Source organism: Pseudomonas zhanjiangensis (assembly GCF_041027545.1).
GTDB classification, from domain to species: Bacteria; Pseudomonadota; Gammaproteobacteria; order Pseudomonadales; family Pseudomonadaceae; genus Aquipseudomonas; species Aquipseudomonas zhanjiangensis.
Genome location: NZ_JBFTEG010000016.1, coordinates 69,255 through 85,646, shown reverse-complemented (window position 1 = coordinate 85,646; position 16,392 = coordinate 69,255). Strand labels below are relative to the sequence as shown.

Here is a 16,392-nt window from a genome sequence, read left to right as displayed (position 1 = left end):
AGCACCAAGGCGGCTGCCTCGCGTTTGAACTCGGCGGAAAACGTACGTCGTTGTTTGCTCATCAGACACCTCTCTCACGGCGAGGATTTTCGCCTAAATCGGTGTCCGGGATCAGTAGACCACTACAAATGTCGCCTTGCTCATCGCGGTAAGCCCTGTCCTGGGCTGAAGCGTTCCTACTCATTACATCCCCTTAACGATCAAGCCGAAGTTGCCCAAGGCGCTTCGGCTTTTTGCGATGGAGTTTTCGTTATGACCAAACCTATTTCGATGCTGGGGTCGGGGTCGCGCTTCTCGCCCGGCAACATCGTGTCGACGCCTGGGGCGTTGGCGGCTCTTAGGGAGCACGGCAAGCAGCCGTGCGACCTTCTGGACCGCCACCTGGCCGGTGACTGGGGCGATGTATGCCCAGGGGACGCCATCCGCAATGACCAATCCCTGGCTCATGGCGAACGGCTCTTTTCCGCCTACGAGATCGCGTCAGGTGTGGTTGTGTGGGTGATCACCGAACGGGACCGCGCCCTGACGACCCTGCTGTTACCCCACGAGTACTGACGAAAAAACCGGCGATGGATCGGCGGCGTTCCGCCCCTGCACTGTCACCAGATTTCGCTCAGGCGCGATGCCTTGCCCGGCCTGGGGCCATGCGTTCGGCCTAGGCCTAGCGGAGACAGCGACACGGGGATTCTGACGACGTGAAGCAGTCGCCCGGCTGCCGTTGGTAGCGATCAACCCAGGAAGCACGCGGCTTTCGCCGGTCCCCGCATCGTCCCTTTTTGAAAAGTGAGCAGTTCTGAACAAACCGATAGCGGGTTCGGCTCGATGCCCCCGCCCCAGTCAGCCGCAGCCGGTCTTACGCCGGGTGCGGCTTTGTTTTTCAGGCGCTAGAGGCCCACCCATGACCCAGACGAAGAAATTCCCGTTCACCACCCGCAATATCCAGGCCCTGCCTGCGCACCAGGTCGACGCTGCGTCGAAGTCGGCCGAGTACTCCGATGCCACGGTCGTTGGATTGAAGATGATCGTCGGCAAGAACGGCAGCAAGTCGTTTGCCTTCCGCTATACCTTGGTCGGTGGAACCAAGCGCTTCGCCCGGATCGGTACCTTTCCGGCGATAGGGGTCGCGGAGGCGCGGCAGGTCGCTCTGGAAATGCGGGCAGTCGTCGATCGAGGCGGCGACCCGCTTGAGGGGCTCGATCGCCTCAAGGCCATGCCTACCTTCGCGGAGTTCTGGGATAGCGAGTATTCGCCTTACGCCAAGCAGGCCAAGAAGTCGTTTCGTAACGACGAGTCCAAATACCGCCTGCACCTGAAGCCCCGGTTCGGCTCGCGGCGACTGTGCGACATCGGCGTGCGCGACATCCAACTCCACCACGCGGCGATACGCCAGAGCCACACGGCTGCCACCGCCAACCGCCACCTGGCGCTGCTTAGCGCAATTTTCCGGAAAGCCATGGAATGGGGGAGGATCGACAAGAATCCGGCGGCTGGTATCAAGCCCTTCAAGGAGGCCAACCAGCACCAACGCTTCCTCAGCAGCGATGAGGTCGGGCGAATCTTCGAGGCGATGGAGGCCGAGCCGAACAAGGTGGCGGTCGCCGCCCTGAAGTTGCTTCTGCTAACGGGTACTCGACGAGAGGAGGCTTTGCAGGCGCGCTGGGAGCATATCGACCTCGAGGCGGGGCAGTGGTGGTTGCCGATGACCAAGTCAGGGCGTGGGCGCTACGTGGCGCTCAGCGAGGGGGCCAAAGCGCTCCTGATCGCCCTGCCGAGTCGGGGTGAGTCGCCGTGGGTCTTTCCTGGGCGCGATGGTGATAAGCCGTTGAACAACCCGCGCAAGGCCTTCTGCCGCATCCTGGCGGCGGCAGGCGTCGATCATCTGCGTATCCACGATCTGCGCCACAGCTTCGCCAGCTTTGCGGTCAACGCGGGCGTCACGCTGTATGAAGTGCAGGAACTGTTGGGCCACAGCACAGCGCAGATGACCCAGCGGTACGCCCACTTGGCCGACGGCGGTTTGCGGCGGGCAAGTCAGGCGGTGGCGGATGTTGTTTCCGCTGCGGTGCAGAAAGCGAATGGCGGGGCAGAGGGGGAGGGAGGGCTCAGGTCTTCTCGATTGGTTAGCTGAAGTGTCCCGAACGGCGACATGCCGTTCGGGACACATCAGCAATTCCCTGATTTCCCTGATTTCCCTGCTTGATTGCTAGGTCAGAATGTATCGATGTAAGAAAAAGTTGGGTTCGACCAGTTGCGTTGCAGGGCTTCTAGGATTTTCTTGACCCATTCCACATCGCGCGCTGCTTCAGCCCCAACATATCCGTTTCCGGCATCCCAGGTCGGAAAACGGAATAGGACGCCCTCGAGCTCATCTGCTCCGGTTACTTGGCTGAGGTAAGCCCTCCCAGAGCGATCCACCCTGAGCTGATTGTCTTGACCATCGTCACCAGAAGCCAGCAATGACTGCACGTCTTCTATGGACAATGCGTCCGGCAGGTTGATATCTAGCTGCATTGGGGGTATGCCCTCTCTACCTTTGTTCTAGGTCTTGCAGGTTACCTGGAAATGGTCGCCACCAGCATCTGGTTGTTCTGTCCGACGATCTGGTGCTAAGGCGTGGATCATCCACCTGGCCACAATCTACGTCGCAGCTTCGCTAGCCTCATGGTGAAGGCAGGCGCAACACTGTACGGAGTACAAGGGCTGTTGGGCCACAGCACGGCGCAGATGACCCAGCGTTACGCCCACCTAGCCGATAACGGCCTGCGGCGGGCGAGCCAGGCGGTGGCGGACGTGGTTACGGCTGCGGTGCAGAGGGCGAATGGCCGTGCCGAGGGGAGCGAAAGGAGCCAGGCCTCCTCGACCGGCTAGCTAGAGTGTTCCGAACGGCGCGGCGCCGTTCGGGGCCGTCCTTCTGCAATCTATCAGCTCGTTTGATTTCCCTGGTTTCCCTGCGATCGATGTTCGTGGCCTGCTGGTGGCTGGTCTGCAGCGCATAGTCATGGCGCGGGCCGTCATGATCGTTGAGGTCCTCGTAGCCGGCGGCCAGTGCGAAAATGAGCTGGGTTAACAGTGTCGGCTGCGTGTGCTGGATAGGGCCAGGATTACGCTGATGGGGAACGATCCTGGTCAACTAAAGGGTCATGCCATGGCATCGGTCGATCTTGCGCAGCAACAACAGGCTGCGGACGAAGTGATGTGCCCGCCGGAGAAAGAGGCCTCGACGAGGCGCCGAGAGAGGGGTGAAAAGTAGGGTTTTTCTGGCGGCATTTTGTGTACGGTGGAAGACTTAGGGCCCCTGTTTGGCGACAAGAATCAAAAGGCTTCAACCGTTTCTGCCTATTCGGTCCTGATAACTCCGGACTAGCAGGCGGGAGCTCACTCGCGCTGGGGCGTCTTGCCGCCGCCGGGTATCAATTTTTTACAAGTTTATCTCAGAGGCTCTTTGCTTTTCTTTATTTTCTTTTTCAGCCGCTCTGGCTGCTTTCAGGAGTTCCCAATCCTTTTTCATGCTCGGTCTATTTTTCAGTACGATACTGATGTTTTTTCCGCTATCGTTGAGGCTGGCTTTGTAATAAGTGTAATCTTCCTCGAATGTCGCCTCGTCGCCCAGTTTCTTCGGGTTTTTTAGTTCTACGAATCTGTCATGGGTTATGCCATAGTAAATGAGCCCTTTGCTTCTAGAGTACTGGTTTTCGATTTTTTTCACGTCAGTTGGTTCGCCGTACCGCTCAGTTAGTGTGATTATTAATGTCTCTAGGGTTATTGGGTCGTTTATAGTTTGGGAGTAATATATGGAGTTGACCTTGCCGTCGTCTTCGCTGAGGCTGCTGGCGAAGTCCACCGACAGTTCTTCAATGCTATACCCGTTATCGTCTTTTTTCTCAAGATTCAAGTGAAGCCATGTGTGGCCAAGTTCGGTTCTACTTTTGAGCTCAGCTTCGGGGAGTAATCTCTGAGCTTCCTTGACGGTCATTCCAAGCTTGATGCCTTGAATGTCAAAAGACTCCATGCCCGAAGTCGTATCGCAGCCGGTTGCGGTTAGGGCTGTGAATAAAATTGGAAGTAACTTCCTCATTACTGCTTCCTTTTGTGTAATGGCGCAAATGTGAGCCAGTGATGGCGACTCGATATTACGATGGCGTGGTAATGTCGCGCAACGAGCAAGCGCTTCCTATAAGTGCTTCCGCGCTTTGAGTTGGTGGTTCGTTGCTTCTCTACCCGGTCTGCTATTGCCGCTCAGGCTTGAGTTGTCTTCGCTTTTTCAGGGCGTCGAGTGGGGGGGGCGCTCGACGCAATCCTGCCCCCTGGTGTCAAGCATTCAATGAATGCTAATCGGCACCATCGCTTCCTCGGTAGCTATGAGATCGGTCGAATCGACGATAGAGGCTGAATCGAACGGTGGCGGTTGCTGGTCTGAAGTCGCTCCTGCTGATGAGGGCTTGCCGTGAGGAGGCTTTGCGGTCTCGCTGGAGCTTGATGTGGGCAATGGTGGTTGCCCTAGTGACTGAGTCGGGCCGTTTGCGCTGTGTGGCGCGCAGCGAGGGCCTAGCGAGTTCCTGGCTGGCTAGTTGGGCCGTGAGCTCCCCCCCCTTGAGGGGGATGTCGATAAACCACTTAACAGTCTTCGCGCGAAAAATCGTGATTCGCGCAGTCCAGAGCGTTTCGCCAGGTGAGCCGGGAATAGACCCGACGCGGTGAGTCGAAACCCAGAAAGCAAAAAGCCCCAGCACATGGCTGAGGCTTTTTGTTCGGTATTAGTGGTGCCCAGGGACGGAATCGAACCGCCGACACGGGGATTTTCAATCCCCTGCTCTACCGACTGAGCTACCTGGGCCAACGGGGCGCTATTAGACGGATTTGAGCGGGGGGTGTCAAGCGCGAGTTATAAAAATATTTAGAAATTACGGGCGTTTAGGTTCGGGCTACGAAAATACGCTGCACTTCGGCAGCCGCCGGGTGCGATCCGCGCTGCGGTGGCGGGCAGGATCGCACTCGCGGCTGATCACTCGCTCGGCGGCACGTAGCCTTCGGCCTTGGCGTATTCCTCGCCGGAGAAGAACTTGTCCATCTCGGCCTGGAGGAATTTGCGGTCCTCGGCGTTCATCATGTTCAGGCGGCGTTCATTGATCAGCAGGGTCTGGTGCTTCTGCCACTCGTCCCAGGCCTGCTTGGAGACATTGTTGAAGATGTCTTCGCCCTTGGCGCCCGGATACGGCGGGCGCTCCAGGCCGGGCAGTTCTTGCTTGTATTTGCGGCACATCACGGTGCGGGTCATGGTCATTCTCCGGTCGTCGGTCCTGCATTGAGTGCGTCGGCCGCGCGCTTCAGCAGTTTCTTCACCGGGGCGGCGAGGCCCAGGCGCGGCGGGGTGGCGAGGTTATACCAGAGCCAGTCGGCCTCGGCCACGGCGCCGGCTGCGCCCTCCACCCGGATTAGCCAGGGCTCGATGGCCAGCTGGAAATGGCTGAAGGTATGGGTCAGCTCGGCCAGTGTCTGGCGTTCGCCCAGGTGCAGGGCGTGTCGCTGGGCGAGGGGCTCGAGGGCTTCGAGCCGATCCAGTTCGGGCAGGCTCCACAAGCCGCCCCAGAGGCCGCTGGAGGGCCGACGGTAGAGCAGGATCTCGCCCGCCGAGTTGGCCAGGATCGGCATCAGGGTGCGCTTCTGCGGCAGCGTCTTGCGCGGCTTGGCGACCGGGTAGCGGATCTCAAGGCCAAGGCTGTGCGCCTGGCAACCGCTCTGCAATGGGCAGAGCAGGCAGCTGGGCTTGCTCCGGGTGCAGAGGGTGGCGCCCAGGTCCATCATCGCCTGGGTGTAGTGATTGACCCGCTGCTCGGGGGTCAAGCGCTCGGCCAGCGCCCACAGTTGCCGGGCCACTTGCGGCTCGCCGGGGTAGCCCTCCTGGGCCACGTAGCGGGCCAGCACCCGCTTGACGTTGCCGTCGAGGATGGGCGCGCGCAGGCCCATGCTCAGGCTGGCGATGGCGCCGGCGGTGGAGCGGCCGATGCCGGGCAGGGCGGTCAGCGCCTCGACGTCGCGGGGGAATTCGCCGCCATGCTCGGCCATGACGATGCGCGCGGTCTTCTGCAGGTTGCGGGCGCGGGTGTAGTAGCCCAGGCCGGTCCACAGGTGCAGCACCTCGTCCTCGGGGGCCTCGGCCAGTGCTTGTACGCTGGGCAGGGCGGTCATGAAGCGGTCGAAGTAACCGAGCACGGTGCTGACCTGGGTCTGCTGCAGCATGATTTCCGAGACCCACACCCGGTACGGGCTGATGCCCTGTTGCCAGGGCAGGTCCTTGCGGCCGTGGCGGTCGTACCAGTCGAGCACCGCCGTGGAGAACTGCGTCGGGCTCATCGGTTGAACAGGCCCTTGAGCGCGTCCTTCAGCTCGGGGCTGACCTTGTCGCCGAGCTTCTCTTCGAGCTTCTCGGTGAGCTTGCCGCCGGCCAGTTTGGCGGCGACCTTGCCCAGGCCGTCCTGATCCAGGCGGCAGGCCTTGCCGCCCAGCTCCAGCGGGCCGCGGCAGCGCAGCGGCCATTCGATGCCGACGTAGCGCTCGTTGACCTGGCAGGCCGGGTCGGGCATTTCCCGCTGGTCGCCGGTAATACTGATGCCGACGCGGTAGTCCAGGCCCAGGGTGCGCAGGTCGAGGTCGCCATTGCCGCTGACCGCCAGGCCGGGAACCACCGCCTTGAGGTCGGGATTGTTGGCCACGCCGTTGCGAATGCTCAGGTTGCCGTGCAGGGTCTTGAATGGCGTGTCGCTGGCCTTGGGCTCGTTGCTGAGGACCTTGCGGTTGAGTGCGGCGATGCCGCGGCACAGCTGTTGTTCCAGGTTGGCGCCGACCAGTACGCCGTCATTCAGGGCGAAGCTGGCATTGCCGTTGAGGCCTTCGATCCAGGCCTTCTGGCTGTTGCCGCGGGTGCTGAGGTCGGCCTGCAGGTCGAGCAGGCCCTTGACCGGGGCGGGCTGCTGCTCGGTCTTGAGGAAGGGTTCGAGCGGGATGCGGGTCAGCTGTTTCTGCACGCTCAGCAACGGGATGGCCGGGCGCACGTCGATGCTGGCCGTGACGTCGAAGCTGCCATTGCCGAGCTTGCCGCGCAGGTCTTCCAGGGTCAGCAGGCCGGCCCGGCTCTTGGCCTTGAGGCTGAGGTCGCTGATCGCCTGCTTGTCCACGGTCAGCTGGCCCAGGCTCAGCGCCAGCTGCAGGTCGAGCCTGCGCAACTGGTCGACCGGCAGCACGGGCGCGCTGCTCCAGGCTTGCTGGGTCGGTGCCTTGGGTAGCGGGGTGGTGCCGCTCTGGCCCGCGTCGGCGACGGTCTCCTTGATTTCGGCCTGGCGCGCGCTGGCCTCCTGCTTGGCCGCCGGAGGCAGGTAGCGGTCGAGGTCCAGGCGGTCACCCTTGAGCTGCACGCGCAGGGCCTGCTTGGTGAAATCGGCGATGGCGATCTGGCCGCTGAAACTGCTGTCGTCGAGTTTCAGCTGCAGGTCTTCCAGGGTCAGGCTGTTGGCGCCGCCGCTGAGGCGGCTGACCAGTTCGAACTCGCCGAGGGTCTTGTCGTCGTTCATCGGCGGCAGTTTCTGGCCGATGCTGGTAAGAAACTGGCGCAGGTTGAGCGGGGCGATGGACAGGCCGCCTGCCAGCTTGGGAGCCTTGTCCAGATCGCGCAGCTTCAGCTCGCCGAGGGCGCGCAGCTGGTTGCCGGAAAACTTCAGGCCGTTCCACTCGGCGACCTGGGCGGCCAGGTCGAGCAGCAACTGGCCCTGGGTGGAATAGGTCAGGGTCTGGCCGTCGAAGGGCTCGCCGGAGATCTCCCCGGACAGCTTGGCATCGCCCAGCTGGTAGCGCTTGAGAGCGCGGTCGAAACGCAGCTCGCCGGTCAGTTCGCTGCGGGCGCGCATCACCGGCTGGTTAGTGCCGAAGAAGGCGCTGAGTTTGATCGGAATGTCGGTGCCTTCGCGAATCGCGCCGGTGGTCAGCTGGATGCTTTCGGCGCTGAATTGCTGGCCTTTCTGCGCGTCGCTGTATTCGACGCGGGCGCTGTTGACGATCAGGCTGTCGATATCCAGCCTGAGCGGCTGGCTCGTGCCGGCCGGGCTGGCCTCCGGCTTGTCGCTGGGGGCGTCGGGGCTGGCGGCGGTCGCGGCAGTCTTGGCCTGGGCCGGCTGGCCGATATCTTCCCAGTTGGCGTGGCCCATTGCGTCACGCTGCAGGTTGAGGTTGAGGCCGTCGATGCGGATATCGCTCATCTGCACCTCCCTGTGCAGCAGGGGCAGCACGCGCACCGACAGGCCGAGCAGGCGCAGGTCGGCGAAGGGCTTGTCCGGGGTGCTGGCGCTGGCCAGGGTGGCATCGGTCAGCTCCAGGCCGAGCCAGGGGAACAGGCTCCAGCCGATGTCGCCATTGAGCGTCAGTTCGAGGTTGGCCTTGTCGCGGGCCAGCTGACGGATCTCGTCCTTGTAGTCATTGGGATCGAACAGGTGGGTCAGGGCGAAGCCCAGGGCCACGATGATCAGCAGCAGTCCGAGGAAAAACAGACCCAGGATTTTGCCGAGCGCTTTCATGGACGAGTCCTTGTTGTGAATGGCTGGAAGAGGGAGCGGGAAAGTATAACGCCGACTGTGCTACAGCAGGCGGGCGACGCGTTCGGCTATGGCCAGGCTGGCGGTCAGCCCCGGCGATTCGATGCCGAACAGGTTGACCAGGCCGGGTAGACCGAGGGTGGCGCCGGGTTGGATCACGAAGTCGCCGGGCGGTTCCCCGGGGCCGCTGAGCTTGGCCCGGATACCACTGTAGCCGGGCACCAGGCGGCTGGGGTTGAGCCCCGGGTAATAGCGGCCAATGGCGGCGGCGAAGGGCTCGCGCAGCTGCTCGTCGACCCGGTAGTCGATGCTGTCCAGGTAGTGGGTATCGGGGCCGAAGCGCAGCTGGCCGGCCAGGTCCAGGGTGGCATGGATGCCCAGGCCGGTGGTGTTGGCCTGCGGCAGCGGGTATATCAGCCGCTGGAACGGAGAGCGCCCGCTGTAGCCGAAGTAGCGGCCCTGGCACAGGTGCAGCTGCGGGATCCGCGCGCTGGCGAGGCCGGTGGTGTGTTGCGCCAGTTGCTGGGCGAACAGGCCGGCGGCATTGACCACCCGCTGGGCCTTGAGCTGGAAGGGCTCGCCGGCGCTGCTGCCGCTGGCGAGCCAGCCATCGGCGCAGGGCTCGAGGCGCTCGACGCGGGTCTGCAACACCAGTTGTGCGCCCTGGCGCTCGGCGGCGGCGAGCAGCGAGAGGAGGAAACCGTGGCTGTCGATGATCCCGGTGCTCGGCGACAGCAGCGCGGCAACCCCGTGCACCGCGGGCTCCAGCTGCCGGAGCTGGGCGCGACTCTGTGGTTGCAGGTCGTTCACTCCACAGGCCCGGGCGTTCTCGTCGAGGGCCTCGAGCCTGGCGCGTTCGGCCTCGCTGACCGCCACCAGCAGCTTGCCGATGCGTCGGTGCGCCACCCGGTGTTCGGCGCACCAGGCATACAGGCGCTCGCGGCCCTCCAGGCACAGCTCGGCCTTGAGCGAACCGGGCGGGTAGTAGAGGCCGGCGTGGATCACCTCGGAGTTGCGGCTGGAGCTGTGGCTGCCGATCAGCGGCTCCGCCTCGACGATCAGCGTGCTCTGTCCGGGGCCGGCCAGGCGGGCGGCGCAGGCCAGGCCGAGGGCGCCGGCGCCGATGATCAGGGTGTCGATGCTGTCCATGGTCTGATGGCTTCCGGCGGAGTCGATGGGCGTCTGCGCGCTGGGCTGACGTCAGTCGGACCAGCATATCAAGAACGCCAGGCCGGCCAGAGCCGCGGCTGCACGCCAACAATCGGCCGCCGGTAGCCGCCCCGGCCCTGGGGCGCCTATAATGTCGGCCCTTTTGCACAACGATTTCGCGGAGCAGGTGATGGCCGAACGTACGGCATTCGTCGAGCGCAACACCCTGGAGACCCAGATCAAGGTCTCGATCAACCTGGATGGTACTGGCAAGGCACGCTTCGACATCGGCGTCCCCTTCCTCGAGCACATGCTCGACCAGATCGCCCGCCACGGCCTGATCGACCTGGATATCGAGTGCAAGGGCGATCTGCATATCGATGACCACCACACCGTCGAAGACGTCGGCATCACCCTCGGTCAGGCCTTCACCAAGGCCATCGGCGACAAGAAAGGTATGACCCGCTACGGCCATTCCTACGTGCCGCTGGACGAGGCGCTGTCGCGCGTGGTGATCGACTTCTCCGGCCGTCCCGGCCTGCAGATGCATGTGCCCTTCACCCGTGCGGTGGTCGGCGGCTTCGATGTCGATCTGTTCCAGGAGTTCTTCCAGGGCTTCGTCAATCACGCCCTGGTGTCTCTGCACATCGACAACCTGCGCGGTAGCAACACTCACCACCAGATCGAGACGGTGTTCAAGGCCTTCGGCCGCGCCCTGCGCATGGCGGTGGAGCTGGATCCGCGGATGGCCGGGCAGATGCCGTCGACCAAGGGTGTGCTGTAAATGCAGACGGTCGCAGTAATCGACTACGGCATGGGCAACCTGCACTCGGTGGCCAAGGCGCTGGAGCACGTCGGCGCCGGCCGGGTGCTGGTGACCAGCGACGCCCAGGTGATCCGCGAGGCCGACCGGGTGGTGTTCCCCGGGGTTGGCGCGATCCGCGACTGCATGGCCGAGATCCGCCGCCTGGGTTTCGATGAGCTGGTGCGCGAGGTCAGCCAGGACCGCCCCTTCCTCGGCATCTGCGTCGGCATGCAGGCCTTGCTCGAGCGCAGCGAGGAGAACGACGGGGTCGACTGCATCGGCCTGTTCCCCGGCCAGGTGCGTTTCTTCGGCAAGGGCATGGTCGAGGACGGCGAGCAGCTCAAGGTGCCGCACATGGGCTGGAACGAGGTCATCCAGACGATCAAGCACCCGCTGTGGCATGACATTCCCGATCGCGCGCGCTTCTACTTCGTGCACAGCTACTACGTCGAGGCCGGCAAGGCCCAGCAGGTGGTTGGCCGTGGCCACTACGGCCAGGATTTCGCCGCGGCGCTGGCCGATGGTTCGCGCTTCGCCGTGCAGTTCCACCCGGAGAAGAGCCACACCCACGGCCTGCAACTGTTGCAGAACTTCGCCGCCTGGGATGGCCGCTGGTAGATGAGCCGCGGCAAGGGCAAGGCGCCGATCCTGAGTCTCGATGCAGCCCAGGAGCAGGCGGCGGTGCAGCTGATCAAGCGCTTCCTGGAGGAGCGTTTCGAGCTCGAGCTGGGCTCGTTCGAGGCGCAGGAAGTGCTGGATCTGTTCAGCCGCGAGATTGCCCCGCACTACTACAACAAGGCGGTTTTCGATGTGCAGACGGTGCTCAGGGATCGTTTCGACAGCATCGAAAGCGACCTCTGGGCGCTCGAGAAGAGCTGACCCTCACAGAATCCAACGACTTGAACAGGTTCAACCGATGCTGATTATTCCCGCTATCGATCTGAAAGACGGCGCCTGCGTGCGCCTGCGCCAGGGCCGCATGGAAGATTCCACGGTGTTTTCCGATGACCCGGTGAGCATGGCCGCCAAGTGGGTCGAGGGCGGCTGCCGCCGGCTGCACCTGGTCGACCTCAATGGTGCCTTCGAGGGCCAGCCGGTCAACGGCGAGGTGGTCACCGCGATCGCCAAGCGCTACCCGAACCTGCCGATCCAGATCGGCGGCGGCATCCGCTCGCTGGAAACCATCGAGCATTACGTCAAGGCCGGGGTCAGCTACGTGATCATCGGCACCAAGGCGGTCAAGCAGCCGGAGTTCGTCGCCGAGGCCTGCAAGGCCTTCCCCGGCAAGGTGATCGTCGGCCTGGACGCCAAGGACGGCTTCGTCGCCACCGACGGCTGGGCCGAGGTCAGCTCGGTGCAGGCGGTCGACCTGGCCAGGCGCTTCGAGGCCGATGGCGTGTCTGCGATCGTCTACACCGACATCGCCAAAGACGGCATGATGCAGGGCTGCAACGTCGAGGCCACCGCGGCCCTGGCCGCCGCCAGCCGGATTCCGGTGATCGCCTCCGGCGGCATCCACAACCTCGGCGATATCGACAAGCTGCTGGCCGCCAAGGCGCCGGGGATCATCGGCGCCATCACCGGCCGGGCGATCTACGAAGGCACCCTGGACGTGGCCGAGGCCCAGGCCTTCTGCGACAACTACAAAGGTTAAAGATGCGCTGAAGCCCTCGCTAACCGAGCGAGCCGCTTCAGACGCAAGGCGCGTGGCGCGCAGCGACGAGGCAGTACAGAAGTACGGCGCGGAGCGAGCACCACGCAACGCCGCAGATCTGCGGCGCAGCCGGATAAAGAGGGTTTCAGCATGGCACTGGCCAAACGCATCATCCCCTGCCTCGACGTGGATAACGGCCGCGTGGTCAAGGGCGTGCAGTTCGAGAACATCCGCGACGCCGGCGATCCGGTGGAGATCGCTCGGCGCTACGACGAGCAGGGCGCCGACGAGATCACCTTCCTCGATATCACCGCCAGCGTCGACGGCCGCGACACCACCCTGCACACGGTCGAGCGCATGGCCAGCCAGGTGTTTATCCCACTCACAGTGGGCGGCGGGGTCAGGACGGTGCAGGACATCCGCAACCTGCTCAACGCCGGGGCGGACAAGGTCTCGATCAACACCGCCGCGGTCTTCACTCCCGAGTTCGTCGGCGAGGCCGCTTCGCGCTTCGGCTCGCAGTGCATCGTGGTGGCCATCGATGCGAAGAAGGTCTCGCTGCCCGGCGAGACGCCCCGCTGGGAGATCTTCACCCACGGCGGGCGCAAGCCGACCGGCCTGGATGCCGTGCTCTGGGCCAAGAAGATGGAAGACCTCGGCGCCGGTGAGATCCTCCTGACCAGCATGGACCAGGACGGGGTCAAGAGCGGCTACGACCTGGGCGTGACCCGCGCCATCAGCGAAGCGGTGGGCATCCCGGTGATCGCCTCCGGTGGCGTGGGCAACCTCGAGCACCTGGCCGCCGGCATTCTCGAAGGCAAGGCCGACGCGGTGCTGGCCGCCAGCATCTTCCACTTCGGCGAGTACACGGTGCCGGAAGCCAAGGCCTACCTGGCCAGCCGCGGCATCGTGGTGCGCTGAACCGCCACGGTCGGCCGAAGCTGCCGTCAGCCAACACTGCAGTCGGCAGAAGCTGGGATCGAGTCGGCAGCATTGCCCGCGGCAATTGGCTAGAGTCGCGGGCAAGCATAGATACAGATATGCGTCATTCCCGGTCCAGATACGGACTGAGTGGTCGGCTCTCGCCCGTCCGGTGCTGGGCTCGGGTGACCGGCCTGAGTATTCTGCGGCAACCCGCCACCTTCGATAATAAAGAGACGCTCATGTTCAAACGCCTGCTGTTTGCGTTGGCCGGCACCCTTGTGGTGCTGGCCGGCAGTGCCCGCGCCGAAGTGGATGCCAATTACCGCATGGTTCTGCTGACGGAAAACTTCCCGCCCTACAACATGGCGATCAACGGCAAGAACTTCGCTCAGGAAGACAATCTCGACGGCATCGCCGTGGACATCGTGCGCGAGATGTTCAAACGCGCCGGCATCCAGTACAACCTGACTCTGCGCTTCCCCTGGGATCGCATCTACAAGCTGGCGCTGGAAAAGCCCGGCTACGGGGTGTTCGTCACCGCCCGCCTGCCCGAGCGCGAGACGCTGTTCAAGTGGGTCGGGCCGATCGGGCCGGATGACTGGGTGCTGCTGGCCAGGGGCGACAGCCCCATCATCCTGAACAGCCTGGCCGAGGCCTCGCAGTACCGGGTCGGTGCCTACAAGGGCGACGCCATCGCCGCGCACCTCGAGCAGCAGGGGCTGACGCCGCTCACCGCTCTGCGCGACCAGCTCAACGCCAAGAAGCTGATGGCCGGGCAGATCGACCTGTGGGCCACCGGCGATCCGGCGGGGCGCTACCTGGCCAAGCAGGAGGGCATCTCCGGCCTGAAGACAGTGCTGCGTTTCGATACGGCCCAGCTGTACCTGGCCCTCAACAAGGAGGTGCCGGACGAGGTGGTCGAGAAATTGCAGGGCGAACTGGACAAGATGCGCGGCGAAGGTTTCGTCGACGATATCCTCAACAATTACCTGTAAGGCCCTGCGGGCCGCGCGACAGGCGGCCCGTCACCACGGAAGGTCAAGGGCCCAAGCGCCAGCGTCACCCGGCGCCCGTCCGAGCAAGGACGCCGCTAGCCATAATCACAATTCATGCAAGCGGGGAGCACTATGTTGAAATTGCTGAAAGCCAGTCTGTTGTTCGGTCTCATCCTCGGCGCCTGCTCGGCCCATGCCGAGCTGCCCTATGGCTACCGGGTGGTGCTGCTGACCGAGAACTTCCCGCCGTTCAACATGGCGGTCGACGACAAGAACTTCGCCCGCGACGACGGCATCGATGGCATCAGCGCCGAGATCGTGCGGGCCATGTTCAAGCGCGCCAAGATCGACTACAGCCTGACCCTGCGCTTTCCCTGGGACCGCCTGTACCGCCTGACCCTGGACAAGCCCAACTACGGCCTGTTTTCCACCACCTTCACCGCCGAACGCCAGCCCCTGTTCAAGTGGGTCGGGCCCATCGCCAAGACCGGCTGGGTGCTGCTCTCGGCACCCGGCAACAACCTCAACCTGGCCAGCCTGAAAGAGGCGGGGCAATACAAGATCGGCGCCTACAAGAACGATGCGGTCAGCCAGCATCTGGAAAGCCAGGGGCTGGCGCCAGTCAACGCCCTGCGCGACCAGCAGAACGTGCAGAAGCTGCTCAAGGGTCAGATCGATCTGTGGGCCACCACCGATCCGGTCGGCCGTTACCTGGCCAAGCAGGAGGGCGTCAGCGGCCTCAATACGGTGCTGCGTTTCAACGAGGCCGAGCTCTACCTGGCGCTGAACAAGGACACCCCGGACGAGGTGGTCGAGCGTTTGCAGAAGGCGCTGGACGAGCTGCGCAGCGAAGGTTTCGTCGATGACATGACCAACAGCTACCTCTAGCCCCGGCGGCGAGCGCGCAAGAAAAACCCGGCCTGGCGCCGGGTTTTTTGTTGGCCGGGCTATTCGCCGCGGGTGATGTTCAGGCCCTTGAGCAGGTTGAGTGCCTGGCTCAGCTGGAAGTCCTCATCCTGCAGGCGCGCCGGCCGGCCGGATTGGCTGCCGCTGGGTTTGTCCGCGCCGCCGTTGCCGTTGCCCAGGTGGCCCTGCAGGTCGGCTTCCTTGATGCTCTCGTCGTCCCGTTCGCGGGTCAGCTTGGCCCGTTGCACCTCGATGTCCGGCACTATGCCCTGGGCCTGGATCGAGCGGCCGTTGGGGGTATAGTAGAGCGCGGTGGTGAGCTTCAGGGCGCGGTCGTTGTTCAGCGGCAGCACGGTCTGCACCGAGCCCTTGCCGAAGCTCTCGGTGCCCATCAGCACGGCACGCTTGTGGTCCTGCAGGGCTCCGGCGACGATCTCCGAGGCCGAGGCGCTGCCGCCGTTGATCAGCACCACCAGCGGCACGCCTTCGCTGGCGTCGAGGGGATCGGCGGAGAAGCGCAGTTCGGAGTTGGCGATGCGCCCTTCGGTGTAGACGATCAGGCCTTCCTTGAGGAAGTGGTCGGAAACCTCGACCGCCGCCTGCAGCACGCCGCCGGGGTTGTTGCGCAGGTCCAGTACCAGGCCGCGCAGCTTCTTGCCGTTTTCCTTGCGCAACTTGTCGAGTGCCTTGCCGACATCCTCGCCGGTGTTGACCTGGAACTGGGTGATGCGAATGTAGCCGTAGCCCTTGTCCAGCATCTGGCTCTTTACGCTCTTGACCTTGATCACCGCGCGGGTCAGCTCCACCTCGAATGGCTTGCCGCCCTCGCGCACCAGGGTCAGCTTGATCTTGCTGCCGGCGTCGCCGCGCATCTTGTCCACGGCCTCGAGCATCGACAGGCCCTTGGTCGGCTGGCCATCGATCATGACGATCAGGTCGCCGGGCTGAATGCCGGCTTTCGAGGCCGGGGTGTCGTCGATCGGCGAGACCACCTTGACGAAGCCATCCTCCATGCCGACTTCGATGCCCAGGCCGCCGAACTCGCCGCTGGTGCTTTCCTGCAGCTCGCGGAAGTTGTCGACGTCGAGGTAGGCCGAGTGCGGATCGAGGTTGCTGAGCATGCCCTTGATCGCATTCTCCAGCAGGGTCTTGTCGCTGATCGGCTCGACATAGGCGGCCTTGATGCGATCGAGTACCTCGGCGAAGGTGCGCAGGTCATCCAGCGGCAGGGGTGCCTTGTCACGCGCCGTCGTGGCCGCGGCGGGCTCCTCGGCTGCCTGCAGCAGGGGGGCGCCGGCGAGCAGGGTGAGAGCCAGGGCCAGGGAGGTGAGGCGGAACAGATGCGGCATGTCGAACTAACTCCTCAAGAGGTGGCGGCGC

The 16,392-nt window shown here is 63.8% G+C and carries 17 protein-coding genes, 1 tRNA gene and 1 pseudogene; 10 read left to right on the top strand and 9 right to left on the bottom strand.

The features are described 5' to 3' along the window. The first annotated feature begins 252 nt into the window (after positions 1-252). Complete coding sequence (locus AB5S05_RS17810) at positions 253-555, top strand: hypothetical protein (RefSeq protein WP_369288860.1); 303 nt, start codon at positions 253-255, stop codon at positions 553-555. A gap of 343 nt (positions 556-898) precedes the next feature. After that, complete coding sequence (locus AB5S05_RS17805; protein WP_369288859.1) at positions 899-2,128, top strand: tyrosine-type recombinase/integrase; 1,230 nt, start codon at positions 899-901, stop codon at positions 2,126-2,128. An 80-nt stretch (positions 2,129-2,208) separates the two neighbouring features. Here AB5S05_RS17805 and AB5S05_RS17800 read toward each other — a convergent pair whose 3' ends face one another. Next, on the bottom strand, positions 2,209-2,511 hold the full coding sequence (locus tag AB5S05_RS17800) for a hypothetical protein (protein WP_369288858.1): 303 nt from the start codon (positions 2,509-2,511) through the stop codon (positions 2,209-2,211). A 102-nt stretch (positions 2,512-2,613) separates the two neighbouring features. On the opposite strand from AB5S05_RS17800, the gene AB5S05_RS17795 reads away from it, so the two are divergent. Next, positions 2,614-2,868, top strand: coding sequence for a tyrosine-type recombinase/integrase (locus tag AB5S05_RS17795; protein ID WP_369288857.1), 255 nt, complete (start codon positions 2,614-2,616; stop codon positions 2,866-2,868). A 49-nt stretch (positions 2,869-2,917) separates the two neighbouring features. Here AB5S05_RS17795 and AB5S05_RS17790 read toward each other — a convergent pair. The 7 genes and pseudogenes from AB5S05_RS17790 to AB5S05_RS17760 all read right to left on the bottom strand — a co-directional run. Then, positions 2,918-3,267 (bottom strand): annotated as a pseudogene (locus AB5S05_RS17790) (transposase); the annotation flags it as partial. Positions 3,268-3,418: 151 nt separating this feature from the next. Continuing rightward, complete coding sequence (locus AB5S05_RS17785; protein WP_369288856.1) at positions 3,419-4,075, bottom strand: hypothetical protein; 657 nt, start codon at positions 4,073-4,075, stop codon at positions 3,419-3,421. 683 nt (positions 4,076-4,758) lie between these two features. Next, a tRNA-Phe gene (locus tag AB5S05_RS17780) sits at positions 4,759-4,834 on the bottom strand. Positions 4,835-5,002: 168 nt separating this feature from the next. Beyond that, on the bottom strand, positions 5,003-5,275 hold the full coding sequence (locus AB5S05_RS17775) for an oxidative damage protection protein (protein WP_369288855.1): 273 nt from the start codon (positions 5,273-5,275) through the stop codon (positions 5,003-5,005). A gap of 2 nt (positions 5,276-5,277) precedes the next feature. Beyond that, positions 5,278-6,351 carry an A/G-specific adenine glycosylase gene (gene mutY / locus AB5S05_RS17770; RefSeq protein ID WP_369288854.1) on the bottom strand — a complete coding sequence of 358 codons (1,074 nt, stop codon included), beginning with the start codon at positions 6,349-6,351 and terminating at the stop codon, positions 5,278-5,280. Further along, positions 6,348-8,561, bottom strand: a complete 2,214-nt coding sequence (locus AB5S05_RS17765) for an AsmA family protein (protein ID WP_369288853.1) — start codon at positions 8,559-8,561, stop codon at positions 6,348-6,350. Before AB5S05_RS17765 ends, mutY begins: the two co-directional genes overlap by 4 nt. Positions 8,562-8,621: 60 nt before the next feature. Next, complete coding sequence (locus tag AB5S05_RS17760; RefSeq protein ID WP_369288852.1) at positions 8,622-9,728, bottom strand: NAD(P)/FAD-dependent oxidoreductase; 1,107 nt, start codon at positions 9,726-9,728, stop codon at positions 8,622-8,624. 190 nt (positions 9,729-9,918) lie between these two features. Between AB5S05_RS17760 and hisB the strand changes: the two genes are divergently transcribed. From hisB to AB5S05_RS17725, 7 genes are all read left to right on the top strand, one after another. Then, a complete protein-coding gene (gene hisB, locus AB5S05_RS17755) occupies positions 9,919-10,512 on the top strand; it encodes an imidazoleglycerol-phosphate dehydratase HisB (protein WP_213639681.1) in 594 nt (197 codons plus the stop codon). Continuing rightward, positions 10,513-11,151, top strand: a complete 639-nt coding sequence (gene hisH / locus AB5S05_RS17750; protein WP_369288851.1) for an imidazole glycerol phosphate synthase subunit HisH — start codon at positions 10,513-10,515, stop codon at positions 11,149-11,151. Continuing rightward, the gene (locus AB5S05_RS17745; RefSeq protein ID WP_369288850.1) at positions 11,152-11,412 is read left to right on the top strand and encodes a DUF2164 domain-containing protein; all 261 of its coding nucleotides are present in this window, start codon (positions 11,152-11,154) and stop codon (positions 11,410-11,412) included. Positions 11,413-11,449: 37 nt separating this feature from the next. Further along, a complete protein-coding gene (gene hisA / locus AB5S05_RS17740) occupies positions 11,450-12,187 on the top strand; it encodes a 1-(5-phosphoribosyl)-5-[(5-phosphoribosylamino)methylideneamino]imidazole-4-carboxamide isomerase (RefSeq protein WP_369288849.1) in 738 nt (245 codons plus the stop codon). 150 nt (positions 12,188-12,337) lie between these two features. Continuing rightward, positions 12,338-13,108 carry an imidazole glycerol phosphate synthase subunit HisF gene (gene hisF / locus AB5S05_RS17735; RefSeq protein WP_369288848.1) on the top strand — a complete coding sequence of 257 codons (771 nt, stop codon included), beginning with the start codon at positions 12,338-12,340 and terminating at the stop codon, positions 13,106-13,108. Positions 13,109-13,350: 242 nt separating this feature from the next. Next, a complete protein-coding gene (locus AB5S05_RS17730; protein WP_369288847.1) occupies positions 13,351-14,106 on the top strand; it encodes a substrate-binding periplasmic protein in 756 nt (251 codons plus the stop codon). A 132-nt stretch (positions 14,107-14,238) separates the two neighbouring features. Further along, complete coding sequence (locus AB5S05_RS17725) at positions 14,239-14,994, top strand: substrate-binding periplasmic protein (RefSeq protein WP_369288846.1); 756 nt, start codon at positions 14,239-14,241, stop codon at positions 14,992-14,994. A 59-nt stretch (positions 14,995-15,053) separates the two neighbouring features. On the opposite strand, the gene AB5S05_RS17720 is transcribed toward AB5S05_RS17725, so the two are convergent. Further along, positions 15,054-16,361: a S41 family peptidase gene (locus AB5S05_RS17720; RefSeq protein WP_369288845.1), complete on the bottom strand. Its 1,308-nt coding sequence runs from the start codon at positions 16,359-16,361 to the stop codon at positions 15,054-15,056. Positions 16,362-16,392 lie beyond the last annotated feature (31 nt).